At 64.5% G+C, this 26,886-nt stretch carries 23 protein-coding genes; 6 read left to right on the plus strand and 17 right to left on the minus strand.

Annotated elements, in window-relative coordinates; genetic code table 11:
- The first annotated feature begins 67 nt into the window (after positions 1-67).
- A complete protein-coding gene (locus GGD67_RS03055; protein ID WP_179730813.1) occupies positions 68-1,543 on the plus strand; it encodes an FAD-binding oxidoreductase in 1,476 nt (491 codons plus the stop codon).
- 997 nt (positions 1,544-2,540) lie between these two features.
- Here GGD67_RS03055 and GGD67_RS03060 read toward each other — a convergent pair.
- The 3 genes from GGD67_RS03060 to GGD67_RS03070 all read right to left on the minus strand — a co-directional run bounded on the left by GGD67_RS03060 (position 2,541) and on the right by GGD67_RS03070 (position 6,809).
- On the minus strand, positions 2,541-4,238 hold the full coding sequence (locus GGD67_RS03060; protein ID WP_179730814.1) for a GMC oxidoreductase: 1,698 nt from the start codon (positions 4,236-4,238) through the stop codon (positions 2,541-2,543).
- A gap of 107 nt (positions 4,239-4,345) precedes the next feature.
- Positions 4,346-5,905, minus strand: coding sequence for an acyl-CoA carboxylase subunit beta (locus GGD67_RS03065; protein WP_179730815.1), 1,560 nt, complete (start codon positions 5,903-5,905; stop codon positions 4,346-4,348).
- Positions 5,835-6,809, minus strand: a complete 975-nt coding sequence (locus tag GGD67_RS03070; protein ID WP_092252623.1) for an IclR family transcriptional regulator — start codon at positions 6,807-6,809, stop codon at positions 5,835-5,837. The genes GGD67_RS03065 and GGD67_RS03070 overlap by 71 nt, the downstream gene beginning before the upstream one ends.
- Positions 6,810-6,903: 94 nt before the next feature.
- Between GGD67_RS03070 and GGD67_RS03075 the strand changes: the two genes are divergently transcribed.
- The 4 genes from GGD67_RS03075 to glsA all read left to right on the plus strand — a co-directional run bounded on the left by GGD67_RS03075 (position 6,904) and on the right by glsA (position 12,645).
- Positions 6,904-7,125, plus strand: coding sequence for an acetyl-CoA carboxylase biotin carboxyl carrier protein subunit (locus GGD67_RS03075; protein WP_179730816.1), 222 nt, complete (start codon positions 6,904-6,906; stop codon positions 7,123-7,125).
- Positions 7,126-7,293: 168 nt separating this feature from the next.
- Positions 7,294-8,460: a TAXI family TRAP transporter solute-binding subunit gene (locus tag GGD67_RS03080; RefSeq protein ID WP_179730817.1), complete on the plus strand. Its 1,167-nt coding sequence runs from the start codon at positions 7,294-7,296 to the stop codon at positions 8,458-8,460.
- A gap of 240 nt (positions 8,461-8,700) precedes the next feature.
- On the plus strand, positions 8,701-10,776 hold the full coding sequence (locus GGD67_RS03085) for a TRAP transporter permease (RefSeq protein WP_179730819.1): 2,076 nt from the start codon (positions 8,701-8,703) through the stop codon (positions 10,774-10,776).
- Between the two features lie 21 nt (positions 10,777-10,797).
- Positions 10,798-12,645 carry a glutaminase A gene (gene glsA, locus GGD67_RS03090; RefSeq protein ID WP_179730821.1) on the plus strand — a complete coding sequence of 616 codons (1,848 nt, stop codon included), beginning with the start codon at positions 10,798-10,800 and terminating at the stop codon, positions 12,643-12,645.
- Positions 12,646-12,651: 6 nt separating this feature from the next.
- Here glsA and GGD67_RS03095 read toward each other — a convergent pair whose 3' ends face one another.
- The 14 genes from GGD67_RS03095 to GGD67_RS03160 form a co-directional block, all read right to left on the minus strand.
- Positions 12,652-12,954: a nucleoside triphosphate pyrophosphohydrolase family protein gene (locus GGD67_RS03095; RefSeq protein ID WP_179730823.1), complete on the minus strand. Its 303-nt coding sequence runs from the start codon at positions 12,952-12,954 to the stop codon at positions 12,652-12,654.
- A gap of 26 nt (positions 12,955-12,980) precedes the next feature.
- Positions 12,981-13,508 (minus strand): carboxymuconolactone decarboxylase family protein, encoded by a 528-nt coding sequence (locus GGD67_RS03100; protein ID WP_179730825.1) that lies wholly within the window; start codon positions 13,506-13,508, stop codon positions 12,981-12,983.
- Positions 13,509-13,989: 481 nt separating this feature from the next.
- A complete protein-coding gene (locus GGD67_RS03105; RefSeq protein ID WP_179730827.1) occupies positions 13,990-14,349 on the minus strand; it encodes a Zn-ribbon domain-containing OB-fold protein in 360 nt (119 codons plus the stop codon).
- A complete protein-coding gene (locus GGD67_RS03110) occupies positions 14,346-15,482 on the minus strand; it encodes a thiolase family protein (RefSeq protein ID WP_179730828.1) in 1,137 nt (378 codons plus the stop codon). The genes GGD67_RS03105 and GGD67_RS03110 overlap by 4 nt, the downstream gene beginning before the upstream one ends.
- Before the next feature lie 10 nt (positions 15,483-15,492).
- Positions 15,493-16,692: a CaiB/BaiF CoA-transferase family protein gene (locus GGD67_RS03115; RefSeq protein ID WP_179730830.1), complete on the minus strand. Its 1,200-nt coding sequence runs from the start codon at positions 16,690-16,692 to the stop codon at positions 15,493-15,495.
- A gap of 126 nt (positions 16,693-16,818) precedes the next feature.
- Complete coding sequence (locus tag GGD67_RS03120; protein WP_028145154.1) at positions 16,819-17,025, minus strand: hypothetical protein; 207 nt, start codon at positions 17,023-17,025, stop codon at positions 16,819-16,821.
- Between the two features lie 123 nt (positions 17,026-17,148).
- Positions 17,149-18,318, minus strand: a complete 1,170-nt coding sequence (locus GGD67_RS03125; RefSeq protein WP_026202261.1) for an acetyl-CoA acetyltransferase — start codon at positions 18,316-18,318, stop codon at positions 17,149-17,151.
- A gap of 61 nt (positions 18,319-18,379) precedes the next feature.
- Positions 18,380-19,030, minus strand: a complete 651-nt coding sequence (eda, locus tag GGD67_RS03130) for a bifunctional 4-hydroxy-2-oxoglutarate aldolase/2-dehydro-3-deoxy-phosphogluconate aldolase (RefSeq protein WP_018319838.1) — start codon at positions 19,028-19,030, stop codon at positions 18,380-18,382.
- Between the two features lie 26 nt (positions 19,031-19,056).
- The gene (locus GGD67_RS03135) at positions 19,057-20,031 is read right to left on the minus strand and encodes a sugar kinase (RefSeq protein ID WP_179730832.1); all 975 of its coding nucleotides are present in this window, start codon (positions 20,029-20,031) and stop codon (positions 19,057-19,059) included.
- A gap of 24 nt (positions 20,032-20,055) precedes the next feature.
- The gene (gene denD, locus GGD67_RS03140) at positions 20,056-21,042 is read right to left on the minus strand and encodes a D-erythronate dehydrogenase (RefSeq protein ID WP_018319836.1); all 987 of its coding nucleotides are present in this window, start codon (positions 21,040-21,042) and stop codon (positions 20,056-20,058) included.
- A gap of 68 nt (positions 21,043-21,110) precedes the next feature.
- Positions 21,111-22,046, minus strand: a complete 936-nt coding sequence (locus GGD67_RS03145) for a carbohydrate ABC transporter permease (protein WP_018319835.1) — start codon at positions 22,044-22,046, stop codon at positions 21,111-21,113.
- On the minus strand, positions 22,039-22,956 hold the full coding sequence (locus GGD67_RS03150) for an ABC transporter permease subunit (RefSeq protein ID WP_018319834.1): 918 nt from the start codon (positions 22,954-22,956) through the stop codon (positions 22,039-22,041). The genes GGD67_RS03145 and GGD67_RS03150 overlap by 8 nt, the downstream gene beginning before the upstream one ends.
- A 100-nt stretch (positions 22,957-23,056) precedes the next feature.
- A complete protein-coding gene (locus GGD67_RS03155; protein ID WP_018319833.1) occupies positions 23,057-24,376 on the minus strand; it encodes an ABC transporter substrate-binding protein in 1,320 nt (439 codons plus the stop codon).
- A 46-nt stretch (positions 24,377-24,422) separates the two neighbouring features.
- Positions 24,423-25,490 (minus strand): ABC transporter ATP-binding protein, encoded by a 1,068-nt coding sequence (locus tag GGD67_RS03160; protein ID WP_091954325.1) that lies wholly within the window; start codon positions 25,488-25,490, stop codon positions 24,423-24,425.
- 202 nt (positions 25,491-25,692) lie between these two features.
- Between GGD67_RS03160 and GGD67_RS03165 the strand changes: the two genes are divergently transcribed.
- Positions 25,693-26,793: a LacI family DNA-binding transcriptional regulator gene (locus GGD67_RS03165; RefSeq protein WP_018319831.1), complete on the plus strand. Its 1,101-nt coding sequence runs from the start codon at positions 25,693-25,695 to the stop codon at positions 26,791-26,793.
- Positions 26,794-26,886: the final 93 nt, after the last annotated feature.

The following is a 26,886-nucleotide window of genomic DNA, read 5'->3' on the forward strand; positions in this document are numbered from 1 at the left end:
AAACGTGGACAATACCCGGGCACGTCACGTGCGCAGTGCACACCAAGATGCGCCAGGGGAAACGAAAATGCCGGCTGCCTTCCCGTCGTCCGAACCCGCTATTCCAACCGCTCCCTTGACTGCCGAGATGCGCGATGCGTTGCGCGCGATCGTGGGTGACAAGGGCCTCATCGAAGATGAGCACGGCAAGCAACCGTTCGTGACGGATTGGCGGGGATTGCTGGTTGGCGGTGCCGGCGCCGTCGTCCGTCCTGGCAGCACCGAGGAGGTCGCGAAGGTGGTCCGGCTTTGCCATGAGCACGGCGTCGCCATCGTGCCGCAGGGCGGCAACACCGGCCTGATGGGTGGGGCGACGCCCTGGCCTGCGCACACCGGCATCGTGTTGTCGCTCGGCCGCATGAACCGCGTGCTGGACGTCGATCCCGTCGGCTACGCGATGACGGTCGAGGCCGGCTGCGTGCTGCAGACGCTTCAGGAGACGGCAAGCCGGCACGACAGGTTCTTGCCGCTCAGCCTCGGCGCCCAGGGCTCGTGCATGATCGGCGGCAATCTGTCGACCAACGCCGGCGGCGTGCAGGTGCTGCGCTATGGCAATGCCCGCAATCTCGTGCTGGGGCTCGAGGTGGTGCTGCCGAGCGGCGAGGTCTGGGACGGATTGCGCGCGCTCAAGAAGGACAACACCGGCTATGACCTCAAGCACCTCTTCATGGGCGCCGAAGGCACGCTGGGCATCATCACCAAGGCCGTGCTCAAGCTGTGGCCGGCGCCGAAGGACGTCTCTACATCATGGCTGGCGATCCGCGATCCACGCGCGGCCCTTGAGATCCTGTCGGAAGCGCACGCGGCATCCGGAGACAATGTCGGCTCTTGCGAGCTGATGAGCCGCAGCGCGATCGACATGGTGCTGCGCCATATTCCCGGCACCCAGGATCCTCTCAAGGCCGACACGCCGTGGTACCTGCTGCTGGAATGGTCGTCCTCGCGGGCGCGCCAGGACGGCACTGAGGGCATGTCCGGGAAAATGGAGCAGTTTCTCGCCGATCAACTCGAGGCCGGCCGCGTGCTCGATGCGGTGATCGCCCACACGGTCAGTCAATCGCGCAACATGTGGCGCATCCGCGAAAGTGTCGCCGAGGCCTCCCGGGCCGAGGGTCCGGGGCTCAGCTTCGATGTGTCGGTGGCGATCTCAGGGATTCCGGAGTTCATCGCCAAGGGCACCACGGCGGTGCTCGACATTCTCCCGACCATCCGGCCCTATCCTTTGGGACACATCGGCGATGGCAATCTGCATTTTTCGTTCATGGGGCCGACCGGCATGGATCAGCAGACGCTGACCCAATACAAGGGCGCCATCACGCGGGCCGTGAACGATCTCGTCACCTCGATGGGCGGCTCGATCTCGGCGGAACACGGCATCGGCATCGACAAGCTCGACGAGCTCAGCCATTACCGCTCGAAGACCGAGCTCGACATCATGCGAACCATCAAGCGCGCGCTCGATCCGCAGAACATCATGAATCCCGGCAAGGTGCTGCGGCTGTGACCGACGCTGCGCCCCGCGTCAACGATCGATCGAGCTGGGCAGGTCGCAACGAAGTTGCGACCTGTCCGCGGTCTTGTCGAGAGTGGTGTCCGCGACCCTCAAGCCGCCGAACCGCCGCGCGGATTCACGATCGCGTACCCTCGCAATGAACGTGCGTGGATTCGCGTAGCGTGTCCGCCCGAGTTGGCGTCATAGGCCATCCAGACATCGCCTCCGAGGTGCTGCTCCAGAACGAAAACGTGTCCTCGGCGCGCAGCAACCATTCCCGGCGCGGGTGATGTCCGCGGAAAGCGCAGCCAATTGGCCGCAAGATTCAATTCCGGCACGATACGACCGAACACGCGCAGAGCCGCGCCGCAGCCGCAGAAGGACGAAGGGCAGCCTGCCGGACGACCGCCGACAACGCGAGCCCCGGAAACACCGGAGACGGTCGCCGGCGTGGCGGCGCCCCCTGCGTCAGTCACTGTCAGCTGCGTCGAGCGGTACGCTTGCAGTGACGGCGTGGAATTCAGTGAGGATCTGGAAGCTAGTGAGTATCTGGAAGTTAGTGAGGACCTGGAAGTCCGCTCGCGCTGCATCTGCGAATACGAGAAGTCGCAGGGCATGGTGACATTGCATTCGGAAGCATGATGAATGCGATAAGGTCGCGCTTCCGAAGGGATAGAGCTCAAGGCAACGAAGAGGTACGCAGAAATTACTAGCCTGTACATTGCAGGACTCCAAAATAGAGTGGTCCTGCCCCAGGCAACGAGAAACCAATAACAGTTTGGCTGAAATGGGCCTAAAGAGCGGCTGAAAATGGCTGCATCTGCGCGACGCTGTCTGCAATCATCATAGCCTACAAATAGCGCCCGAAATGATTAACTCGCAGAGAACGAATGAACGCTCGGCGGGTCCAACGCACCGCATGCAATCAAGTCCGGTTCGTATTCGTCGTGGATTTTGCGGCAAGCTCTCCTCGTCACTGCGCTGCCCCTGATCGGCGCGACGCCGCTATTCACTGCATCATCGCTGCTGCGATCTTCTCCGCCGACATCAACACGGGAAAGTTGGTGTTGGCGCATGGCACCACCGGAAAGATCGAGGCGTCGACGACGCGCAGGCCCTGGATGCCCTTGACGCGGCCCTGATTGTCGACCACCGCCATCGGATCGTCGGCGCGGCCCATGCGGCATGAGCAGGAGGCGTGCCACACGCCGATCGTCGCCTTGCGCACGAAGGCCTCCAGCGCGTCGTCGTCGTTCATCACCTGATCGAAGGTGAAACCTTCGACCACGAAATTGTCGATCATGTAGTGGCGCAGCGCCGCCGGCCCGTCCATCAGCGTCGCGGCGATCTTGGTCAAGATCCTGTTCTTGGTGTTGACCACGCCGATCTTGCGGACCTTGTCCGTATAGGCGGCCGGGAACGGCTTGTCCGTCACCGCCTTGACCACGTCGCTCATCTGCACCGCCGCCATCTTGCGGAAGCCGCTCATCAGGCGCTCGAGATCGCGCCGGTCGGACAACAGGTTGAACTCGACGATCGGCTCTGCCGACGGATCGCGCGAGGCGAGCTTGACCTGTCCGGTCTCGGAATAGGTCTTGTTGACGAAGGTCAGCAGCGAGCCGATCTGCTCGCCGACCGCATGCCAGGCCGACTTGGAGAGCAGGACGACGAACATGTCGCCCTTCGGCACGCCTGCGAGATCGGAGGAATAGCGCAGCCCCAGCTGCATGTGGCGCCTGGTGTGCTCGTTCATGCGCGCGCCGCGGCGGACAAAGGACGACAGCGAGATCGAGGGATGATCCATCAGGCGCTGGCCGACGCCCGGCAGTCCCATCAGCACAGGAATGCCGAGATCCTTGAGGTGGCCGACCGGCCCGATCCCGGCGCGCAACAGATGCGCCGGCGAATGGATGGCGCCGCTGGACAGAATGATCTCGCGTCCGCGGAATTCCTGCTCGCGTCCGTCAACCATCGCTTTGACGCCGACGCAGCGCGTGCCCTCGAACAGCAGCTCGCGCACTTGCGTGTTGGTGGAGATGGTGAGATTGGCGCGCTGGCGCGTGTCGCGATCGAGATAGCCCATCGCGGCGGAGACGCGTTGTTCGGCCTGGTTCGAATGCGTCACGGGGAAGAAGCCGTCGACGAACTCGCCGTTCTGGTCCGGCAGGAATCGGTGGCCGGCCTGCTGGAAAGCATCGGCGAACGCCTGCGAATGCCGCGTCCAGTGCTCCCTGGGGATGCGGCGGACCGGGATCCGGCCATCCTTGCCATGGTACGGTCCGTCGAAATCGAGGTCGCGCTCGACTTTCTTGAAGAAGGGCAGCACGTCGTTCCAGGTCCACCCTTCGGCGCCGCGCGCGTCCCATTCGTCGTAATCGGTGGGGGCGCCGCGGTTGGCCATCTGGCCGTTGATCGACGAGCCGCCGCCGAGCACGCGCGCTTGCTCGTATTTGCGCAAGGGAGGCCGGCCCACGTGTGGGTTGTTGTGGCTGACGACCTGCGTCGTGACCTTGAGCTCGGTCCAGTGGAAGCGCGGATCGAAATAGGCCGTGCCCGGATAGCTGTCCCTGATCTCGGCCGGCTCGTTACCGGGCGGCGTGTCCTGGCCGGCTTCGCACAGCAGGACCTTGTTGGCACTCTTCGCGGAGAGCCGGTGGGCCAGCACGGACCCCGCCGAGCCGCCGCCCACGATAATGAAGTCATACACGATTGGCGCGTCCTCTTGCTCTTGTTCGGGGAACGTAGCGCGTAATTGTTTTGAGGTCACGCCATCGCAGCCGCGACAGGATTGTCGCGCGGCAGCGATGGCCAATATCAAGGCCTGATCGAAAAGTTCTCCGGCGGCCCCGGCTTTCGCAGCGGCTCGGCGAGGCGCGCGAACTCGCACAGCAGCGACCTCGTCTTCCGGGGATCGATGATCTCCTCGACCCAGAACTTTTCGGCCGAACGGAACGGAGAGCGCAGCTTGTTGAGGCGCGCCTCGATCTCCTTCAGCTTCTCCGCCTTGTCCTCGGCCGCGTCGATGTCGGCGCGATAGGCGGCCTCGATGCCGCCTTCGAGCGGCAGCGAGCCCCAATAGGCCGACGGCCAAGCGTAGCGGATCGAGAAGCGGTCGGCCGGCTGATGCACGACACCCGCAACGCCAAACGCGTTGCGCAGGATCACGGTGCACCAGGGCACGGTGGTCTGGTTCACAGCAGCCATGGCACGAACGCCGTGGCGGATGGTCGCCGCCTTCTCGGCATCGAGGCCGATCATGAAGCCCGGGCAATCCATGAGATAGACGACCGGCAGATGGAAGGTCTCGGCGAAGTCGACCCAGCGCACCACCTTCTGGCAGGCATCCGCAGTCCAGGAGCCGCCATAGTGAAAGCTGTCGCTGGCGAGCACCAGCACCGCCCTGCCCTCGAGCCGCGCCAGACCGACGATGATGGGCTTGCCGAAATTCTTGCCGACCTCAAAGAACGAGCCCTTGTCCACGACGGACTCGATGATCGGGCGCATCTTGTAGACCTGCTTGCGGTTGCGCGGCACCGCATTCATCAGCGCCTCTTCGCTCCGCTCCGGATTGTCGGTGCAGGGCAAGGTCGGCGGCAGCTCGTAGACCGACGACGGCAGATAAGACAGGAAACGCCGCGCGCAGGCAAAGGCCTCTTCTTCCGTGTCGACGGCATGATCGACCGCGCCGGCGCGGGTCTGGATGTCGGCGCCGCCGAGCTCGTCCTTCGAGAGGTCCTGCCCGAGCGCCTTCACCACCGGCGGCCCCGCGACGAACATCGCGGACTTCCGTGTCATGATGGAATAGTGGCTGGCGGCAAGCCGCGCGGCGCCAAGGCCTGCGACCGAGCCGAGGCCGAGTGCGACCACCGGCACGCGCGACAAATTCTCCGTCGTGAACCGATACCAGCGCGTGCCGCCGATGCCTCCAGGCAGATTCGCCGCGCCCTTGGTCTCGATGGTCTTGACCGAGCCGCCGCCGCCGGAGCCCTCGATGATGCGGACGATCGGCAGGCGGAAGTCGTGCGCCATCTCCTCCGCCATCAGCGGCTTCGCGGAAATGGACGCATCCGCCGAGCCGCCGCGGACCGTAAAATCGTCGCCGACCACGACCATTGTGCGGCCATCAACGCGCGCGCGGCCGAACACGCAATTCGCCGGCGTGAGCTTTTTCAAATCGCCGCTGGAATCGTACTCACCGATGCCGGAGACGGCACCGATCTCATGGAAGCTTCCGCGATCAATCAGCTTGTCGATACGCTCCCGAACAGTCAGCCGGCCCTGGTCATGCTGTCGCTTGACCTTGTCAACGCCGCCCATCTCCCGCGCGAAGGCTTCGCGCCGGGCGAGCTCGTCGAGTTCCGGCTTCCAGTTCATTCACTCCCTCCGAATGGATCGGCTTGTTATTGTTATGCACGGCCATTGCGACCGGTTTACGCGGGATACGGTTGGCGAAGGCATCGCCCTCGGAGCCTTCCATCAGGCTGCCGAGCGAGCGACCGAGCGTAAGCATCAGCGGCGCGACTTCGTCATGCAGACGCTGCTCGTCATACATCGCCGAGAGCAGGCCGATCGTGATGACCACGAAGGTCTGGTACTGCGGCGACCAGATCGGCACCGCGAGGCCGTTGATGTGCGGGCTCCACAAGCCGCAGGCCACGACATAGCCGCGCTCTCGCAACATCTGCCGGTTGGCCTCGATGCGGGGCTTCAGGATCTTCGCGGCCTCGGGCGCCTCCCGTTCGAAGTCCGCGATAAAGGCATCGCCGATCTCCGGCGCCAGCGCTGCGGTGTAGGCCGCGCCCGCGGCGGTCGAGGCCATCGAGATGCGACTGCCGGTGCCTTCATGCAGGCCCAGCGCAGAGGGCGAGCGTGCGAACTGGAGATAGACCAGATGAAAGCGGTCGGGCACGACGAATCCCACCGTGCCCGGCAGCTGCTCGGCGACTTCCTGGAGCCGCTGGCGGATCATGCTGCGCAGCTGCGCGCCCTTCATCATCGAAGCGCTCATCGCAACCGCGCTCGGGCCGATGCGATATTTCTGATCGCGCGGCAGATAGACGAGCTGGCCCATCCGCGTCAGCGTATGCGTGAGCCGCGACACCGTCGAGCGCGGCAGGCCGCAGCGATTTGAAATCTCGAGATTGCCGAGCCTTGCCTCGTGGCCCTCGAAGCATCGCAACACGTCGAACGCGCGCGAGACCACCTGGATGACATCACCCTCACCGGCATCGCCAGCGAGCACGCCTTGCCTACTCAACCGCTCCGATCGTCGTCCCATGTGTTCCCTACCGTTGTTCCGCTCTGCGGAATTAAATTCCACTTGCAGACGACGCTACCTCAGGCATTTTGCGACGACAACAAAAAGGGATGGCATGCCAGAAATTAAGATCGTCACGGAGGTCGCCGGGCGCGTCTGCGCAACTCCCGTGCAAGTTGGAGGAACCATTGCGGATGGCGATGAAATTGTAATCGTCGAAGCAATGAAGATGGAAATACCGGTGCTCTCGCCTGCAAGCGGCACGATCACATCGCTTCTCATCAAGCTCGACGACGTCGTTGCGGAGGGACAGGCGGTCGCGATTGTCGCGTGCTGACGGCGTTATCCGTCGCTTCCGCGGCAATCTGTCAGTCTCGTTCCCGCATGCGCGGTACGGCGTTGCCATCGCCCGACGCGGGTGACATGATCCGTCGCAAACAAAACTCTGTTTCAAACAAAGAACGAAAATCTTCGCGGCAAACGCGAAAGATCATTGGAGGGAAACATGCTTCGTGGGCTGCTCGTGCTCGCGCCTGCCTTGGTGGCGGGCATCTCTTTTGCGTCTACACGCTATTCGTTCGCCGAAGACATCAAGCTGCCGGCGACGTTGACGTTCACCGCCTATGACACCGGAACCGCCGGCTTCAACATCGCGGTCGGCGTCGGCAAGATGATGAAGGACAAATACGGCACCGACGTGCGCGTGCTGCCCGCAGGCAACGACGTTGCCCGTCTCGCGCCGCTGCGCGCCAAGCGCGCGGCATCCTCGGCGATGGGATCCGGCACCTACTTCGCGCAGGAAGGCGTGTTCGAGTTCGGCGCGAAGGAATGGGGTCCGCAGCCGCTTCAGATCCTGCTTTCGAGCGTCGACTGCAATTGCGGTTCGCTCGGCGTCGCCGCCGACACCGGCGTGAAGGAGTTGAAGGACCTCAAGGGCAAGCGTGTCGGCTTCGTGGTCGGCTCACCCGCGCTGAACCAGAACTCGCTCGCCGTGCTCGCTTTCGCCGGGCTGACGCAAAAAGACATCAAGGCCGTCGAATTCGCAAGCTACGGCGCGATGTGGAAAGGGCTGATCAACAACGACGTCGATGCCGCATTCGGCACCACCATCACCGGCCCCGCCAAGGAAGCCGAGACCTCGCCGCGCGGCCTGATCTGGCCGCCGCTGCCTGCCAAGGACAAGGAAGGCTGGGCGCGAATGCAGAAGGTCGGATCGTTCTTCTTCCCGCAAGTGGCGACCTGCGGGGCCGGCATCTCGCCGGACAAGCCGGTCGAGCTCGGCAACTACCCCTACCCGATCTTCGTCGCCTATGCCTCGCAGCCGGCCGACCAGGTCTATGCGATCACCAAGGCGATGATCACGAACTACGACGCTTACAAGGATTCGGCGCCCGGTGCCGGCGGGCTCGCGGCCGACCGCCAGACCAAGAACTGGGTGGTGCCGGTGCATCCCGGCTCGGTGAAGGCACTGAAGGAAGCCGGACAGTGGAGCGACGCGCAGGAGGCGCACAACAACAAGCTGATCAAGCGGCAGGAGGTGCTGGCAGCCGCGTGGGCCGATTACGGCAAGTCCAACCCGCCGTCGGACGACAAGGCGTTCCTCGATGGCTGGATGAAGGCGCGCGCAACAGCGCTTGCGAAAGCCGACATGCCGAACGGGTTCGAGGATTAGAGCACGATGTTGTTGGGCTTGATGGCCGCCGCGCCAGAAGTGCGCTCCCCCTCCCGCTTGCGGGAGAGGGTTGGGGAGAGGGTATCTCCGCAGTGGGATTCCCCCAGAGGAGACAGCCCTCACCCGGCGCTGCGCGCCGACCTCTCCCGCAAGCGGGAGAGGTTGAGGAGCCCGCGGCTTGATCGATTCAACCAACGGCCATTCGCTTAGTTAGTTACCAGCCCACGCGCGGGATCGACGATGTCTTCTGTTTCCACCTCCACTGCCCCGCAAGACGAGACCAAGCGGATCGTGTTCGACGATCCCCATGGCGCGGCCGGCAACATGCAGGAGGCCGAAGTCACGCGCGTGCGCACCTTGCGCGGCGCCTGGCGCTGGACGCTGGTCGCAGCGACCGCGGCGACGATCCTGCTCTGCATCAACCAGCAGTTCTCGCTGCGCTTCTTCATCGGCTACACCCAGCTCAACACGGAGTATTTCTATCTCCTGATCGCGTTGATGCTGCCCTTCACCTTCCTGATCTTTCCCGGCACGGAGCGCGCGCCGCTCGACCGGATCCCCTGGTACGACCTCGTCTTGTTCGTCGCGACTTTCGCCGCAGCGCTGCTGCTGATGTCGAACGTGCGCAAGGCGGCGGAGGCCGGCTGGGAGTTCGGCGGCGCGCCGAACAACGTGATCGCGGCGGGGCTCGTGATGTGGGCGATGCTGATGGAGGCGTTGCGGCGCACCGGCGGCTGGAGCCTGCTGTTGAGCGTGCTCCCCTTCACGGTCTATCCGCTATTCGCCGAATCCAGCTGGCTCGGCCCGTTCCGCGGCACGCAATCGACGCTGGAGCAGGCGACCGCCTATCACGTGCTGTCGGGCGAGAGCCTGCTCGGCATTCCGATCCAGGCCTTCGCCGACACCGTGATCGGCTTCCTCGTGTTCGGCACCGCGCTGATGATGACCGGCGCCGGAAAATTCTTCATCAACCTTGCCTTCGCGCTGTGCGGCACCTTCCGCGGCGGCGCGGCCAAGGTCTGCATCTTCGCCAGCGGCCTGCTCGGCATGATGTCGGGCTCGATTATCTCCAACGTGCTGACCGCCGGCACCATGACCATTCCCGTGATGAAGAAGAGCGGCTTTCGCGCCTCCTATGCCGGCGCGATCGAGGCCTGCGCCTCGACCGGTGCGGTGCTGGCGCCGCCGGTGATGGGCGCGACCGCCTTCGTGATCGCGCAGTTCCTCAATGTCAGCTACGCCGAGGTCGCGGTCGCCGCGATCATCCCGGCCGTGCTTTATTATGTCGGCCTGTTCATGCAGGTCGACTCCTACGCCGCGCGCCACGGGCTGAAGGGAATTCCGCGCGCCGAGCTGCCGCGGATCATGGATACGATCAAGGACGGCTGGTACTACGTCTTCGTCATCGCCCTGCTGATCGTGATGCTGCTCTACTTCAAGCGCGAGAGCCATGCGCCATTCTACGCGACCGCGCTGCTGCTGGTGCTCAACCAGTTCTTCTCCAAGGACACGCGCTGGACCTTTGCGACGATCGGCAAATTCCTGGAGGTCAACGGCCGCACCTTCGTCGAGCTGGTCGGCATCCTCGCCGGCTGCGGTCTCCTGATCGGCGCGTTCTCGATGACAGGCGTGGTGTCGAGCCTCGCCAACGACCTCCTGCATATTGCCGGAGACAATCCCTTCCTGCTGCTCGGCATGTGTGCGCTCACCAGCCTGATCCTCGGCCTCGGGCTGACGACGACGGCCTGCTACATCTTCCTCGCCATCCTGGTCGCGCCAGCGCTGGAGAAGCTCGGGCTGAACAAGATGGCCGTGCACATGTTCATCTTCTATTGGGGCATGCTGTCCTCGATCACCCCGCCGGTCGCGATCGCGTCCTTCGCGGCCGCCGGCATTGCCGGCTCGCCGGCGATGAAGACGGGCTGGGAATCGATGTGGGTCGGCAGCATCATCTATTTCATCCCGTTCTTCTTCGTGCTCAATCCGGCGCTGGTGCTGCAAGGGCCGAGCCCGTATCTCGCCGGTCTCGGCCTGATGGGACTTGCGGCGTTCGGCACGCTGTTCATCTGCGGCGGCATCCAGGGCTATCAGCCCTTTGTCGGTGACCTCCGCCGCGCCGGCGCGCTGGAATGGCCGATCCGCGTGCTGCTGGTGATCGGCGGCTTCGTGGTGGCGACACCGGGCGGCGGGATCATGCCGCTGTCGCAGATGCAGGTGACGCTGCTGGGCCTTGCCATCCTTGCGCCCACGGCGTTGCTCGCCCTGCTGCTGGTCCGGCGGCAGACCGTGGTTCCGAACGGGTTGCGCGTGCCCTGATTGCGTTGCACAAGAGAGGCGATGACCCCGCTCTCGCCTCTCGCCGCCGCCTGGACCCGCTCGAAGCCGCCCTTGCTGCGGTTTCTGGACAATTGCCTCAACGAATTCTCCGCCGAAACCTCGGGCAGCGTCGCCGACTACATTCCCGAACTGAGCAAGGCTGATCCTGCCTATTTTGGCATCAGCCTCGCGACACTGGATGGCCACGTCTACGAGGTCGGCGACTCCAGGGTGCCCTTCACCATCCAGTCGATGTCAAAACCGTTCGTGTTCGCGCTGGCGCTGGACCTTCTGGGCGCAGGCCGGGTCGAGAGCGCGATCGGCGTCGAACCGTCGGGCGATCCCTTCAACTCGATCCGGCTTAATTCCGAGAACCACCCGTTCAACCCGATGGTCAATGCCGGCGCGATCGCCTGCACCGGGCTGATTTACGACAGCAAGGGCGCAGATGCCTTCGAGCAGATTCGGCTCGCGCTGAGCCGCTTCGCGGGCCGCGATCTCGCCGTCGACGAGGCCGTCTACGGCTCGGAGAGCCAGACCGGCGACCGCAACCGCGCGATCGGTTATCTGCTCAAGACCAACGCGGTGATCTCCGACAACGTTGCAGCCGTGCTCGACGTCTATTTCCGGCAATGCGCGGTGCTGGTCACCGCGCGGGACATCGCGGTGATGGCGGCGACCCTCGCCAATCGCGGAGTCAATCCGGTCACGGGCGAGCAGGTGCTGACGCCTTACGCCATCTCCCGCACGCTGTCGGTGATGACCTCCTCGGGCATGTACGACTATGCCGGCGAATGGATCTACCGGATCGGCATTCCCGCCAAGAGCGGCGTCGGAGGCGGCATCCTCGCCGCGCTCCCCGCCCGCCTCGGGCTCGGCAGCTATTCGCCAAAGCTCGACAAGCACGGCAACAGCGTGCGCGGCATCAAGGTCTGCGAGGCGCTGTCCTCGCATTACGATCTGCACATGCTCAACCGCAGCGACGATGCGCGCAACGCCGTCATCGCCGACTACGATATCGGCAAGAGCCCGTCACGCCGCGTGCGCCGGCCGCAGGAGCGCGAGATTCTCGCCGCGCATGAGCAGGAGGTGCGGATCATCGAGCTGGTCGGCACGCTGTCGCTGTCCGCGGTCGACTACGTCTCCCGGCGGCTCGCTGCCCGGCCCCGCCCTCAATTCGTGATCTTCGATCTCCACCGCGTCACCTCCACCACGCGCGCCGGCGCGCGGCTTGTCGCCGAAGCGTTCGCGGAGCTCGCCGCACTGAATGTCACGGTGGTGCTGTCGGGCGTCAGGCGCGCATCCAGGGAGTGGGACACGTTGCGGGAATGGACGGCCGAGCTGAAGAACGTCCGCGACTTCTACCTGCTCGACACCGCGATCGAATGGGCCGAAGACCAGATCGTCTACCGCTACGGCGGCTCGATCGACTTTCATGAGACCACCGAGCTTGCCGAGCAGCCGCTGCTCGAGGGCCTCGGCGAGGACGAGCTGGCGGATCTCGCCTCGATCTGCACCATCCGCACCTATCAGTCCGGCGCCAAGATTCTCACCACCGGCGATCGCGCCAATTCCCTGTTCTTCCTGCGCAGCGGCGCCGTGCACGTCACGCTGCCCGACGGCGTGCGGCTCGCGACGCTGACCGCGGGCATGGCGTTCGGCGAGATGGCGCTGCTGGAGTCCATGCGCTCGGCCGACGTCTTCGCCGACATGGCCGCGACCGCCTATGAGGCTCCGCTGCAGGATTTCGAACGCTTCCGTCAGCAGCACCCGCACGCCAGCGAGCGCATCATGCGCAACCTCGCCCAGCTCCTCGCCGATCGCCTGATCGTGGCGAACGCGAAGGTGGATATCCTGACGTCGACGTGAGCGAGCCTACCGGCTCGCCGCCTCGCTCAGCCTTCGCTTGATCTTCGCTGCACTCTTGTCGAGCAGCTCGGACGGTTTCTGGCCGGTCGTCGCGCAGAGGCAGGCCCAGTAGTAGATGACGTCGCCGAGCTCATCGACGAGGCCCGCCTTATCGAGCCAGTCATCGCGCAGCAGCTTCTTGATGTGCTCGGCCACCTCGCCGGCCTCGCCCGCGAGGCCGAGACCGAGATAGGACAGCCGCTCGTTGGACGGATGTTCATCGACTTTCGCAACGCTCGCAGCCCAGGCCGCATATTCATCGATCGTCATTGGCATCCCTCGCCGCGGTGCTTCGATCAGCCCACCACTTCGGTAACGGGCTGGAGATCGATCTCGAACGTCTCCAGGAATTTCGAAGTCATGATGTAGAAGCCGACCGAGAGCTGGAGCTCGACCAGCGCGGCCGGCGTCAGCTTCGCTGCGATTGCCTTGAAGGTCGCATCCGTCGGCTTCCTGAGCTTCACGATCTCGTCGGTGAAGGCGAGCGCGGCGCGCTGCACCTCGTTGAAGCACGTCGCCGCCTGCCAGTTTTCGAGCGCCTCGTTCTGCGCGTCGGTGATGCCGACATTCTTGCCGATCCGCTTGTGCGCGACGATCTCGTACGGCGCCTCGCACAAGATTCCGGTGCGGGTGATCGCAAGCTCGCGCACGACCGGATCGAGCTCGCCCTTGTGACGGATGGCGCCCCCCAAGCGGCAGTACTGCTCGAAATAGCTGGGCGAGTGCGCCATCATGCGGAAGATGTTGGCGTTGCGGTTCTTGTCGAGAATTTCGCGGGTGCGGTCGGATGCCTTGGACGGGTCGCTGTAGCTGATGCGGGCCATGATTTTCCTGAAGTTTTCCCTGATTTTTTGATGCTTTTTGTCGTCGTCCGCGCAAGTTCCCAAAGACTCTATTCGCGCGAGGACGCAGGAGCAACATTATCGAGTCAAATTGCCGCCGCATTGCTGATCGACCCTGACACAGTCGATATTCGCCGCGTGGGGACAAATCGCGGTGAGTACTCGCAAATGGGGTGTTCCGAGTAAAACAATTGGCCATCGGGTGCGCTAGCCGCACAACGATGAGTCACGCCCAAGTCTAGGGAGAAAAAGGCATGAAGGAAGCCACCAAGGGGGCGGCCTCGGGAGCGCTCGCGCATATGCTGGCGGTGACGGCGATGCTCGTCATCGCCAGCATCTTGTTCTACGGGCGTTAGTTGGAGTTCTAGAGTTTTCGTCATTCCGGGGTGGCCCCTCGCACAGGCCAGGCCCAGAATACCCGTTCCAGGCTCGGTCCATGACCGCCCCCGAATGACGAATCCCGTTACGTTTCCTTCGTGAAGAAAGGCGCGAGCTTCCCGGCGAACGGCTTGAAGCTCGCGACGACCGAATCGCCGATCGCGAGTCCGTTGTCGCCATGCGCCATCATGCGAAAGCCCTCGGCGCAATCGACCAGCAAGATGTTGTAGGGCACGTGTGCGCGCGTCTCGGGCGTCGCGGCGCGGCAGACCAGCGAGGTGGCGTAGACCCTGCCCTTGCCGCTGGCGCGCTGCTCGCGCGGATCCGATTCGCCACAAGCCGCGCAGAAGGCGCGGTGGAAATACTGCACATGCCCGCATGAGTTGCAGGTCTGGTAGGTGATGGCCGCTTCGCCCTTGGTCCAGTCTGCCAGACGCCCACTCATCGCACTCGCTCCAGGAACATGCTCACATGCGATGACAGCACGCCGCCGTCGCCATGCAGCAGCGCAATCGGGGCGTCACGCACCTGGCGGCTCGCTGCGCGCCCCGTCATCTGCAAATGCGCCTCGACCAGATGCGCCATGGCGCCGCCAACGCCGCAATGACCGTAGCTGAGCAGGCCGCCATGTGTGTTCAGCGGCATCGCGCCGTCGCGGCTGAAATGGCCTGATCGCACGCGGGCTGCGGCCTCACCGCGGCCGGCAAGGCCGAGGTCTTCCAGCAGCATCGCGAGCGTGATGGTAAAACTGTCGTAGATCGCGGCGTAGCGCACGTCGGAGATCGCAAGGCCCGTGGCCTTCTTGGCGCGGGCGATGGAGATCTCGGCGCCGAGTTCACTGAGCGCGGGCGCGGCCGTGACATGCTGATGGGTATGCGCCTGCGCGCAGCCGCGGATGCGCACGCCCGCCTCGCCGGTCCGCTCGCGGCTGATCACGAAGGCAGCGCCGCCGTCGGAGACCGGACAGCAGTCGAGCAGCTTGAGCGGCATCGCCACCGGCTTCGAGGCCATGACGTCGGCGACGGTAATGGGGTCGTGGAATTGCGCACCGGGATGGGTGCAGGCGTGGGCGCGCATCAGCACCGCGAATTCGGCGAGATCCTCTTCGGTCACGCCATATTCGTGCATGTACCTGCTGGCGACGAGGCCGTAATAGGCGGGAATGGTCGGCCCCAGCGGCACCTCGTAGTCGGGATGGCCGACCTGCGCCAGCGCCTGGATCGAGGCATCACGGCTCTGCCCGGTGAGCCGGTTCTCGCCGGCGACGACGAGCACGTTGCGCGCGACGCCCGAGGTGACGAGGTGATGCGCCAGCATCGTCATCGCCAGCCCCGTGGCGCCGCCGACCTGCACGGCGTGAGCGTAACTCGGGCGGATTCCAAAGTGCTCTGCGAACACGGTCGCCAGCATGATGTGGGGCGAGACGGTGGAATAGCCGCAGAGGATGCCGTCGATGTCCGAGCGCTTCAGCCCGGCATCGTCGAGCGCGGCTTGTGCCGCCTGGCTCATCAGGTCGAGCGAGGACGAGCCTTCGTGCTTGTCGAAGGATGTGAGGCCGACGCCGGTGATGAAGCTCATGGTGCCTCCCCTACTCCGGCGGCGAGCGCGTGATGCCGTCGCGGACCATGGCGGCGATGTCGTCGGCGGAGTATCCGATCTCGCGAAGAATCTCCGCGCCGTGCTCGTTGAGCCGCGGGGCCAGCCGCACCGGCTCGGCCTCCGTCTCCGACCAGGTCGCCGTCACCTTCATGCTGCGGATCGGGCCCTCGGTCGGATGGGTCACGACGGGGAAGAAATTCGTCGCCGCCAGATGCTCATCGTGCAGGATCGAGGCAAGGTCGTGCATCGGCATGACCGGCACATCCGCCTTGGTCAGCAGCTCGATCCATTCGGCGGTCGTGCGCGTCTCGAAGATGCGCGCGAGCTCGGCATAGACCACATCGATATTGGCTGCACGGCCGGCGAAGGTCGCAAATCTGGGATCGGCGCGGAGGTCGTCGCGCGCGGTCGCCTTGAAGAAATTGTCCCACTGCTTGTCGTTGTAGACGATGACGCTGAGATAGCCGTCCGAGGTCTTGTACGGCCTGCGGTCGCGCGAGAGGTGGCGGGCATAGCCGCCCTTGTCGAGCGGCGGCTCATAGGTGAGACCGCCCATGTGATCGCCCATGACGAAGCCGGCCATGGTCTCGAACATCGGGATATCGACCCGCTGGCCGCGTCCGGTGCGGTCGCGATGCACGAGACTGGCGCAGATCGCGCCGACGGCGGTAAGGCCGACGATGCGGTCGACCAGCGCGTTCGGCACATAGCGCGGCACGCCGTCCCCGGTCTGCGCCATCAGCGCCGGCAGCGCGGTGGCGCCCTGGATCAGATCGTCATAGGCGGGCTTTGCGGCATACGGGCCATCCTGGCCAAAGCCGAACACGCCGGCATAGACGAGGCGCGGGTTGATTTTCGAGACGACGTCGTAGCCGAGCTGAAGCCGCGCCATCGCCTGCGGGCGGACGTTGTAGACGAGAACGTCGGCGTCCTTCAGCAGTCGCAACACGGCCTCGCGGCCCGCCGGCTTTTTCAGATCGAGGCAGATCGAGCGCTTGCTGCGGTTGGTGTTGAGGAACACCGGGCCCATGCCGGCGTGGCGCATCGGGCCGATCAGGCGGGTGACGTCGCCATCGAGCGATTCCACCTTGATGACGTCGGCGCCGTAATCACCGAGCATCTGGGTCGCATAAGGCCCCATCAGCACGGTGGTCATGTCGATGACCTTGATGCCCTTCAGCGGCCCCATCATTCGCTCCCGATTGCGCGGGGGCCAGGCGCGGCCCCGCGATTTCGGTCCAGCTAAAGGCAGCAAAGCCGCGCGCACAAGGGCGGCCGGCGTATGGCCGCATGCGCCGCGCGGTGATATCGGCGGCTATTTCTTCTGGCGGGATTCGCGGATCTTGAGGAGCCGGTCGAGCTCTTCGTTCTGCTGGCTGATCCGGTCGGCGATGCGCGACTCGTTCTGCTCGCCTGAAGCGGCCGCGGCCTGCTCGATGAGCTGCCTTATATTGTCCTCGAGGATCGCAATCCGACCGTTGAGTGCGTCCATCGACAGCGAGTCTTCGTAGTCAGTGCTCATGATGCTCTTCCGCCAATCAATCAGGAGCCATAGGGTGGGCCAGGCGAAGCGGGCCCACCATGATCTAACGCAAGGAAGATGGTGGGCACGGCGCCTTCGCGCCTTTGCCCACCCTACGAGAGCCTACTTCAGCGGCTCCAGCACCGAGACGTAGTTGGCGACCGCGGCGCCGCCCATGTTGAAGATGCCGCCGAGCTTGGCGTTCTTGAGCTGCATGCCCTCGGGCGCCTGGCCTGCGAGCTGCATCGCGGTCATCACGTGCATGGAGACGCCGGTGGCGCCGATCGGATGGCCCTTGGCCTTGAGGCCGCCGGACGGATTGACCGGCAGCTTGCCGTCCTTCAGCGTCCAGCCTTCCTTGATGGCGCGGGCGCCCTGCCCCCGCGGCGTCAGGCCCATCGCTTCGTATTCGATCAGCTCGGCCACGGTGAAGCAGTCATGGGTCTCGACGAAGGAGAGATCGGACAGCGTGACCCCCGCCTTTTCCAGCGCGCGCTGCCAGGCGACGGTGCAGCCCTCGAACTGGAGGATGTCGCGCTTGCTCATGGGCAGGAAGTCCTGGGCGTGCGCGGTGGCGCGGAAGCCGATCGACTTGGCCATGCCCTTGGCGGTCTCGGCGTCGGCCAGCACCAGCGCGGCGGCGCCGTCGGAGACCAGCGAGCAGTCGGTGCGCTTCAGGGGGCCGGCGACGTAGGGATTCTTCTCGCTCTCGGCGCGGCAGAAGTCGAAGCCGAAATCCTTGCGCATCTGGGCGAAGGGATTGGCGACGCCGTTCTTGTGGTTCTTGGCCGCGATCAGCGCCAGCGCGTCGGACTGGTCGCCGTATTTCTGGAAGTAGGAGCTGGCGATCTTGCCGAACACGCCGGCAAAGCCGCCGACGGTGTCACCGTCCTCGGGCAGGTAGGATGCCTTCAGCAGGTTCTTGCCGATCTCGGGCCCCGGGGTGCGCGTCATCTGCTCGACGCCGACGACCAGGACGATCTTGGCGGCGCCTGCGGCAATCGCGCGCAGGCCCTGGTGCACGGCGGCAGAACCGGTGGCGCAGGCGTTCTCGACCCGGGTCGCCGGCTTGAAGCGCAGCTTCGGGTCGGCCTGGAGCACCAGCGAGGCGGTAAAATCCTGCGGCGAGAAGCCCGCGTTGAAATGGCCGAGCACGATCTCGTCGACATCGCCGGCCGAAATGCCGGCATCGGCCATCGCCTCATTGGCGACGCGGGTGACGAGGCTTTCGACGGTTTCGGTGTCGAACTTGCCGAACGGCGTATGCGCCCATCCGACGATGCTGGCGGTCATGGTCATGTCTCCCTGGGGTCTCTCTTCCTGAGCTAAGTCTTAGCGCAGGGATGGCAAGACTTCACGCGGGTTTCAGGGCCTTGAGGGTGCGCTGGCAGATGGCAGTTATGCCGGCCCAGTTCCCGGCCTTGATCTCGGCCGTCGGGCACAGCCAGGAACCGCCGACTGCGACCACGTTGGGCTCGGCGAGCCAGCTCGCCGCATTGGCCTCACCGATGCCGCCCGTCGGGCAGAACCGCACGTTCGGGAACGGGCCGGCGAGCGAACGCAGGCCCTTGATGCCGCCGGCTTGCTCGGCCGGGAAGAATTTTGCGACGTCGAGGCCGTGCGAAAGCGCCAGCATCAGTTCGGACGCCGTGGCGATGCCCGGCGCGAACGGCAGCGAGCTGTGGGCTGCGGCCTTCAGGAGATCGGGGGTCAGGCCCGGGCTGATGCCGAAGGCGACGCCGAGCTTCTCGACACGGGTGAAGTCGGTGGGATTGAGGATCGTGCCGATGCCGACGACCGCCTCCGGCACTTCGGCCATCATCGCCCGCGCCGCCTCGATCGCAACCGGGGTGCGCATCGTCACCTCCAGCGTGCGGACGCCGCCGGCAACCAGCGCGCGCGCCAGCGGCACGGCATCCTGGATGCGCTCGATGGTGAGCACGGGAATGACGGTCGCTGCCTTGAACAGCGCGGCGAGATGGTTCTGTTGGGCAGTCGTGGTCATAGGTCTCGATCTTTACTTGGTCGCTTCTACTTGGTCGCCTGGCGGGAGGTCGCCGGCCGGTGTCGTTTCTTCGGCGGCATGGCATAGCCCGGAATAATGGCGCCGGAATAGCAGATCACGAGGCTGGCGAGGCGATGCCCCGCCTGGGCGGCCTCGACCGGATCGGAACCGGCGAGCCGGGCCGCGATATAGGCCGCGGCAAAGCTGTCTCCGGCCGCCGTGGTGTCGACGACGGGCTTGGTCATGGGTTCGGCACGGACCTCGCTCGTTCCGCCGGGGAAGCGCAGCAGGCTCACGGGCTCGGCGAGCCGGAACACCAGCTCGGGCGTCGGGATACGTGCCATCAGCTGATCGTTGCTCTCGCCGGGATAGAGCGCGAGCAGATCCTCGGTGGAGGTCAGCACGATGTCGGCGGCGGTGAAAGCAGCCGCAAAAACCTCGCGCGCGACGTCGCGGTCCGGCCACCCCCGCGCGCGAAAATTGGTGTCGAACACGAAGCGGGTGCCGAGCAGGCGTGCGCGCTTGATTGCCGCGAACAGGCGCTCGCGGCCGGGCGCATCGTAGATCGAGAGCGTGATCGCGGAGAGATAGACGATGTCGTAGCTCATCAGCGAGTTGAGGAGCTCATCGGTCTCTGGCAGGCTCATCAGCTGCCGCGCCGCCGCGCTGTCGCGCCAGTGAAAGAACTGGCGCTCGCCCTTCGCATCCAGCTGGATCATGTAGAGGCCGGGCAGCTTGCCGGCCAGCCGCGCGACGCGCCTTGTGCCGACATTCTCCGCGTTCCAGGCCGCGATCATCTCGTCGCTGAGGCCGTCATCGCCGAGCGCGGTGAAATAATCGACCTTGACCTCGAGCCGCGCCAGATAGACGGCGGTGTTGAGGGTGTCACCGCCGAAGCCGCGCGAATACAACCCGCCGCCCTGCCCTTGCCCGGCAGACGCGCCGCCTTGCGCCTGCCTGAGCTCGACCATGCATTCGCCGATGCAAGCAACGCTCGCCATCACCAGGGCCCGCTCAGTCGGAGATCATGCGACGAAGTTGCCGCCGAGCTCGTCTTCGATGTGAATGCGGATGATGTCGTCGAAGGTCTTCTCGGCGGTGGTGAAGCCGAGCTCGAGCGACCGCTTCGCATTGAAATTGCGCGGCCAGCCGCCGACGATGCCGACGATGAAGGGATCGGGCTCGCGCTTGATGCGCGCGGCGACCTTCTCGCCCGCAACCCGCTTCAGGGCAGCGATCTGCTCGCCGACCGTCGCCGACAGGCCCGGCATGGTCAAATTGCGGCGCGGGCCCACCGCGGCGAGATCCATGGTGCCGGCGTGCAGCAGGAATCCGACCGCCGAGCGCGGCGTGGCGTGCCAGTGGCGGACATCCTCGGAAACCGGGAGCACCGCTTCCTTGCCGGCCAGCGGCTCGCGCAGGATGTTGGAGAAGAAGCCCGATGCCGCCTTGTTGGGCAGGCCGGGCCGGATGCAGATGGTCGGCAGCCGGATGCCGATGCCGTCGAGGAAGCCGCGGCGCGAATAGTCGGCCAGCAGCAATTCGCCGATCGCCTTCTGGGCGCCGTAGCTGAGCAGCGGGGTGTGGAAGAACTCGTCGCCGATCGCATCCGGGAACGGCGCGCCGAACACCGCGATCGAGGACGTGAACACCACGCGCGGCTTGTAGCCGCCACCGACCAACCGAATGGCATCGAGCAGCATTCGCGTGCCATCGAGATTGATGCGGTAACCCTTGTCGAAATCGAGCTCGGCCTCGCCCGAGACGATCGCGGCGAGATGGAAGATCACGTCCGGGCGGCCGGCGATCAGCTTTTCGGCAGCGCCCGGCACGGCGAAGTCGCCCGACACCGTCTCGACGGGGAAACCAGCCTTCTCGGGCTTCTTCGGCTCGACCACGTCATGCATGGTGAGCTTGGTGATGTCGCTCTTGCCGAGCCGGCCGTCACGCAACAGCCGTTCACACAATTTGCGGCCGACCATGCCGGCGGCGCCCAGAACCAGAACGTGCAAGAGCTTAACTCCTTGGTTATTGGCCGGAGCGCGCAGCCTCCGGCGCGCTCCCGTGGCAGACTCCGCGATTATTCCTTCACGGCGCCGGTCATCGCGGACACATAATGCTCCACGAAGAAGGCGTAAAGGATGACGAGCGGCAGCGAGCCGGCCAAGGCTCCGGCCATCAGCGAACCCCAGCGGTAGATGTCACCGTCCACGAACTCGTTGACGATCGCGACCGGCACCGTCTTGTTGCTGGTCGACTGCAGGAAGGTCAACGCGTAGATGAACTCGTTCCAGCATAGCGTGAAGCAGAAGATGAAGGCCGAGATCAGGCCGGGGATTGCGAGCGGCAGAACGATCTTGACCAGGATCTGCCAGCGGCTCGCCCCGTCGATCAACGCGCATTCCTCGAGCTCGAACGGGATGGTCTTGAAATAGCCCATCAGCAGCCAGGTCGAGAACGGGATCAGGATGGTCGGATAGGTCAGGATCAACGCCAGCGGCGAGTCGAACAGCCCGTACTGGAACACGACGGTGGCGAGCGGGATGAACAGGATCGACGGCGGCACCAGATAAGCAAGGAAGATCAGCCCGCCGACGAGATTGGCGCCCTTGTAGCGCAAGCGCACGATGGCGTAGGCAGCCAGCACCGACGCGATGATCGAAAGCACCGTCGCGCAGACGGCCACGTACATCGTGTTCCAGAGCCAGTACGGGTAGTAGCTCTCGAACAGCAGCTTGTGGAAATGCTTGAAGGTCGGATTCCAGGTCCAGAACGGGTTGTACCTGTCGAGATCGAGCAATTGCTCGTCCGGCTTCACCGAGGTCAGCGCCATCCAGTAGAACGGGAACAGCAGAACGATGACGATGATCGCGAGCGGCAGGTACAGCGTCACCATCCGGCGCGGCACCGACTGCAGATAGCTCATGCCCTCGCTGTGATCGTCCTTCGCCACCGTCGGAGAGGATCCCGATAGCACGGCCTTGAGATCAACGGACCTGGTGGGCAGATCAGTCATTGTTCTCTCCCTGCTGCCATTTCCTGCGCTGGAGGCCGAACCACGAGACCATGATTGCGGCGAGCAGGAACGGGATCATGGCGCTCGAGATCGCGGCACCCTCGCCCAGCTGCCCGGCGATGATCGCGCGCTGGTAGGACAGCGTCGCCATCAGATGGGTGGCGTTGACCGGTCCGCCGCGCGTCATCGCCCAGATCAGCTGGAAGTCGGTGAAGGTGAACAGCACCGAGAAGGTCATCACGACGGCGATGATCGGCGTCAGCAGCGGATAGGTGATGAAGCGGAAATTCTGCCAGCGCGTGGCGCCGTCGAGCGTTGCGGCTTCATAGAGCGAGGGCGACACCGTCTGCAGGCCGGCCAGCAGCGTGATCGCGACGAACGGCACGCCGCGCCAGATATTGGCGAAGATCACGCAAATGCGTGCCCAGGTCGTGTCGCCGAGGAAGTTGATGTTCTGGTCGATCAGGCCGAGATGCCTCAGCGACCAGGAGATGATGGAGAATTGCGAATCGAAGATCCACCAGAACGCCAGCGCCGAGAGCACCGTCGGCACGATGAAGGGGATCAGGACCATCGCGCGCAGCATCGCCTTGAACGGCATGTTCTCGTTCAGCAGCAACGCGAGATAAAGCCCGATCGCGAATTTGAGGGCGCTGGCGACGAAGGTGTAGAGCAGCGTGTTGAACACCGACAGCCAGAAGATGGAGTCGTCCCACAGCCACTCATAGTTCTCGGTAGCGACGAAATGCCCGACCCTGCCGATGCGGGTGTCGGTGAAGGACAACCAGATGCCTAGGCCCAGCGGATAAGCCAGGAAAAAGATCAGGAAGGCCATGGCCGGCACCATGAACCAGAAGCCGAGCCAGTTGCGATTGTGTTTGAGCTGGGTCCAGGCGCTGTCCTCGCTCATCTGAGGCTTGGCCCGGGGAATTGCGACATCAGCCATGCCCGATATCCCTGATCGAAATGTTGACGAGCGGGCGGCCGAATGGCCGCCCGCCCCGTGACGCTCAGCGGTAGATGCGCTTCAGCTGGCGCTCGGCTTCCGCCATCGCGCCCTTCGCATCCTTGGTGCCGGTGCAGTAGTTAGCGAACATGTCGACGACGATGAAGTCGGCGATGGCCGTCGCCGCCTTTTCGCCGACCGAACCGATACCGGCCGCCGGGAGAGTGCGCTTGGACGCCTGCGAGAACACGGCATTCTTGGGATCCGCCGTCCAGATCGGCGCCGACTCATAAGCGTTCAAGGTCTGCGTGAGATAGCCCTGCGCGCCGTCCAGCCACTTCTCGTAATTCTCCTTCTCCAGCATGAAGGCGACGAAGGCCTTCGCCGCATTCGGATATTTGGTGAAGTTGAAGGCGAGGATCGGCAGCGCAAGCTGCAGCTCGGTCGGCTTGCCGACCGGTCCGACCGGCCAGAGCGCGTGATAGGTGTCCTCGGCGAGCTCCTTCTTGCTCGCATCGGTCTTGGCGGCGACGTAGATCGAGATGCCGTTCGCCGTGCAATAGAGCTCGCCCGCGAGGAACGCCTTGTTGTTGGAGGAATCGTTCCAGGACGCGGTGCCCGGGATGAAGGCATCGTACAGCGACTTGCAATATTCAAGCGCCTTTGCCGTCTCCGGCGAATTGATGATGATCTTGTCGTTCTGGTCGACCGTGTAGGCGCCGTGGCCCCACAGCACCCAGTGCAGCCACGAATTGCCGTCGCCCGAGGCGTGCCCGAGAGCGAAGCCGGCCGGCGTGTTGTTCGCCTTCAGCGCCTTGCACATCTCGAGGAAGCTGGGGAAGTCCTTCGGGAATTCCTTGAACCCCGCCTTGTCGAGCGCCGACTTGCGGTACGTCATGTAACCGCCGTTGGTGGCGACGGGAATACCGAGCCAGTCGTTGCCCTGCTTGCAGGTCTTGGCGGCCGCATCGGTCCAGCCGCCGTATTTCTTGCCGAGATAATCGGCGACGTCGTTCATCTTCAGCACTTTGGTGGGGAACAGCTGCGGCAGCGTGTGCAGGCCCCAGGCGAGATCGAGCCCGGAGCCGGTATTGGCCGCAACCGAAGCCTTCGGCTGCACGTCCTCGAAGGATTCGCTGAACACGTTCATCTCGGTGCCGGTGGCAGCCTTGAACGCCGCGACCATCGCGTTGAACGCATCGTCCTCAGCCGGCACGAAGCGCTTCCACCGCATCACGGTCAGCTTGGCGCCAGGCTCCGCCTTCCAGGGCGCGCTCTGCGCCCAGGCCTTGGCGAAATCGAACAGTGCCGGCCCGGTCAGCATGCCGGTCGCAGCCAGTGCCGTTCCGCCTTGAAGCAGAGTCCGGCGGGTAAAGTCTTGCATGTCGTCCTCCCTGTGATGCTTTTTATTGTCTTGACTTAAACTTACGCTACGCGTTCAGGCGCTTTCCCGTCGCCTCGTCGAACAGATGCACCAGTGACGGGTCCGGCTTCAGCCGGACCTTGTCGCCCGGGTTGAACTGGTGGCGTTCGCGGAAGACCGCGACGACCTGCTCGCCGCCGATCTTGGCAAACACCTGCGTCTCCGAGCCGGTCGGCTCGACCACGATGATCTCGGCTTCGGCGCCGTCGTCGGCAATGGTGAAATGTTCGGGCCGCACGCCGTAGACTGCGGGACGGCCGTCGGACGCCGCGGGCGCGGTCTTGAGCGGCAGCTTGACGCCGTTCGGTCCCTCGAAGGTCGCAACGCCGTTGACGCGCACATGCCCCTTCAGGAAGTTCATCGCGGGCGAGCCGATGAAGCCGGCAACGAACTGGTTGTCGGGCTTGTCATAGAGCTCGAGCGGCGTGCCCATCTGCTCGACGATGCCGTCATGCATGACGACGATCTTGTCGGCCATGGTCATGGCTTCGATCTGGTCGTGGGTGACGTAGACGGTCGTCGTCTTCAGCCGCTGGTGCAGCTCCTTGATCTCGGTGCGCATGGCGACGCGCAGCTTGGCGTCGAGGTTGGACAAGGGCTCGTCGAACAGGAAGACCTGCGGGTCGCGCACGATGGCGCGGCCCATCGCGACGCGCTGGCGCTGGCCGCCGGAGAGCTGGCGCGGATAGCGATCGAGCAGCGGCGACAGCGCGAGGATCTCGGCGGCGCGCTTGACGCGCTTGTTGATCTCGTCGGCGCCCGCATTCCGCAGCTTCAGCGAGAAGCCCATGTTGTCGGCGACCGTCATGTGCGGATAGAGCGCGTAGTTCTGGAACACCATCGCAATGTCCCGCTCCTTGGGCTGGACATTGTTGACGACGCGGTCGCCGATCGAGATCGTGCCGGAGGTGATGTTCTCAAGACCGGCGAGCATGCGCAGAAGCGTCGACTTGCCGCAGCCGGAGGGGCCGACCAGAACGACGAACTGGCCGTCCTCAATCGGTACAGTCACGCCGTGCAGGACTTCAAAATTGCCGAACGATTTCCGCACGTCGCGGATTTGCACAGACGACATCTAGCTCCCTCCTCGAAAGTCCACGGCGCCTCTAGCGCCGCGACCGTCTTGTTTTTTCAGACTTCACCGAACTCAGCCCGATCTTAGCGGGCAACATTGTCGGCAGTTTGTGCGGTTTTGGCAATTTGTCTTTGGTTAGTCGTTGCTGGTAGCGCTGTCAACGTTCCTTTGTTTGCGGGACTGACTGTGTTAAGAGCAGCAAATGGGTCGAAAACGCACCAAGTCAGGCAAGATCCGGCTGGCGGAAGTCGCCGAGCTTGCCGGCGTCAGCCCGATTACGGCGTCCCGCTTCTTCCGTAATCCGGAGGCCCTCTCGGTTGCCAAGCGGACACGGGTCGAGAGCGCCGCCAAGGAGCTCGGCTATGTGCCGAACCTTGCGGCCCGCGCGCTGGCCTCGCAACGCACCGAGGTGATCGGTGTCTTGATCCCCTCCCTCACCAACAACGTGTTCTCGGACGTGCTGCGCGGCATCTACGACGCGTCCGAAGGCAGCCGTTACTCGATCCAGCTGTCCAACACGCGCTACAGCATCCTCCAGGAAGAGAAGCTGCTGCGACTGTTTCTGGCGCAGAAGCCGGCCGGGCTGATCGTCACCGGCATCGACCAGACCACGGAATCGCGCGCCATGCTGGAGGCCGCCGATTGCCCGATCGTGCAGATCATGGAGATCGGCCCCGACCCGGTCGACATGATGATTGGCTTTTCGCACTATGATGCAGCCCGCGCAGCGGTTGCGCACCTGTTCGAGCAGGGCCGCCGCAAGATCGGCTTCGTCGGCGCGCGCATGGACCCGCGGGTGCAGCGGCGGCTGGACGGATATGTCTCGGCGATGAAGGATGCCGCACTGTTCGAGCAGCGCCTCGTCGTCACCACGGCGACACCGACCTCGGTGACGCTGGGCGGCGCGCTGTTCACCGATCTCCTGGCGCGCGAGCCGAATCTCGATGCGGTGTTCTGTGCCAATGACGACCTTGCGCTCGGCGTGCTGTTCGAATGCCGGCGCCGGGAGATCGCCGTCCCCGAGCAGATCGCGATCGTCGGCTTCAACGACCTCGAATTCATGGCCTCCGCCGTCCCCACCCTTACCAGCGTGCGCACCAACCGCTACGAGATGGGCAAAACGGCCGCCACCATGCTGATCGAGGCGATCGACGGACGGCGCCCGGAGCAGCCAGTGCTCGATCTCGGCTTCCGGGTGATCGAGCGGCAAAGCTCGTCGCCGCGCCATTCAGACAGCCGGCCGACCGTCTCGGGCGTGGGCGCGGCGAACAAAATGGTAGCGTTACCAAGTAGCCATGACTAGTATCGCATTTGTGAGGAAACGACCCGCCAGCGGGCCAGCGATCCGTCATTCGCGCCGTTGGGCATCGCACAAGCCGACACCCTAGGACGGACG

The organism is Bradyrhizobium sp. IAR9 (assembly GCF_013408065.1).
Classification (GTDB): Bacteria; Pseudomonadota; Alphaproteobacteria; order Rhizobiales; family Xanthobacteraceae; genus Bradyrhizobium.

Coding starts and splice junctions, on each gene's coding strand:
- GGD67_RS03055 (WP_179730813.1), top strand. CDS start 68: ATGCCGGCTGCCTTCCCGTCGTCCGAACCCGCTATTCCAACCGCTCCC.
- GGD67_RS03065 (WP_179730815.1), bottom strand. CDS start 5,905: ATGAACTGGAAGCCGGAACTCGACGAGCTCGCCCGGCGCGAAGCCTTC.
- GGD67_RS03070 (WP_092252623.1), bottom strand. CDS start 6,809: ATGGGACGACGATCGGAGCGGTTGAGTAGGCAAGGCGTGCTCGCTGGC.
- GGD67_RS03075 (WP_179730816.1), top strand. CDS start 6,904: ATGCCAGAAATTAAGATCGTCACGGAGGTCGCCGGGCGCGTCTGCGCA.
- GGD67_RS03080 (WP_179730817.1), top strand. CDS start 7,294: ATGCTTCGTGGGCTGCTCGTGCTCGCGCCTGCCTTGGTGGCGGGCATC.
- GGD67_RS03085 (WP_179730819.1), top strand. CDS start 8,701: ATGTCTTCTGTTTCCACCTCCACTGCCCCGCAAGACGAGACCAAGCGG.
- glsA (WP_179730821.1), top strand. CDS start 10,798: ATGACCCCGCTCTCGCCTCTCGCCGCCGCCTGGACCCGCTCGAAGCCG.
- GGD67_RS03095 (WP_179730823.1), bottom strand. CDS start 12,954: ATGACGATCGATGAATATGCGGCCTGGGCTGCGAGCGTTGCGAAAGTC.
- GGD67_RS03100 (WP_179730825.1), bottom strand. CDS start 13,508: ATGGCCCGCATCAGCTACAGCGACCCGTCCAAGGCATCCGACCGCACC.
- GGD67_RS03105 (WP_179730827.1), bottom strand. CDS start 14,349: ATGAGTGGGCGTCTGGCAGACTGGACCAAGGGCGAAGCGGCCATCACC.
- GGD67_RS03110 (WP_179730828.1), bottom strand. CDS start 15,482: ATGAGCTTCATCACCGGCGTCGGCCTCACATCCTTCGACAAGCACGAA.
- GGD67_RS03115 (WP_179730830.1), bottom strand. CDS start 16,692: ATGGGGCCGCTGAAGGGCATCAAGGTCATCGACATGACCACCGTGCTG.
- GGD67_RS03120 (WP_028145154.1), bottom strand. CDS start 17,025: ATGAGCACTGACTACGAAGACTCGCTGTCGATGGACGCACTCAACGGT.
- GGD67_RS03125 (WP_026202261.1), bottom strand. CDS start 18,318: ATGACCGCCAGCATCGTCGGATGGGCGCATACGCCGTTCGGCAAGTTC.
- eda (WP_018319838.1), bottom strand. CDS start 19,030: ATGACCACGACTGCCCAACAGAACCATCTCGCCGCGCTGTTCAAGGCA.
- GGD67_RS03135 (WP_179730832.1), bottom strand. CDS start 20,031: ATGGCGAGCGTTGCTTGCATCGGCGAATGCATGGTCGAGCTCAGGCAG.
- GGD67_RS03145 (WP_018319835.1), bottom strand. CDS start 22,046: ATGACTGATCTGCCCACCAGGTCCGTTGATCTCAAGGCCGTGCTATCG.
- GGD67_RS03150 (WP_018319834.1), bottom strand. CDS start 22,956: ATGAGCGAGGACAGCGCCTGGACCCAGCTCAAACACAATCGCAACTGG.
- GGD67_RS03155 (WP_018319833.1), bottom strand. CDS start 24,376: ATGCAAGACTTTACCCGCCGGACTCTGCTTCAAGGCGGAACGGCACTG.
- GGD67_RS03160 (WP_091954325.1), bottom strand. CDS start 25,490: ATGTCGTCTGTGCAAATCCGCGACGTGCGGAAATCGTTCGGCAATTTT.
- GGD67_RS03165 (WP_018319831.1), top strand. CDS start 25,693: ATGGGTCGAAAACGCACCAAGTCAGGCAAGATCCGGCTGGCGGAAGTC.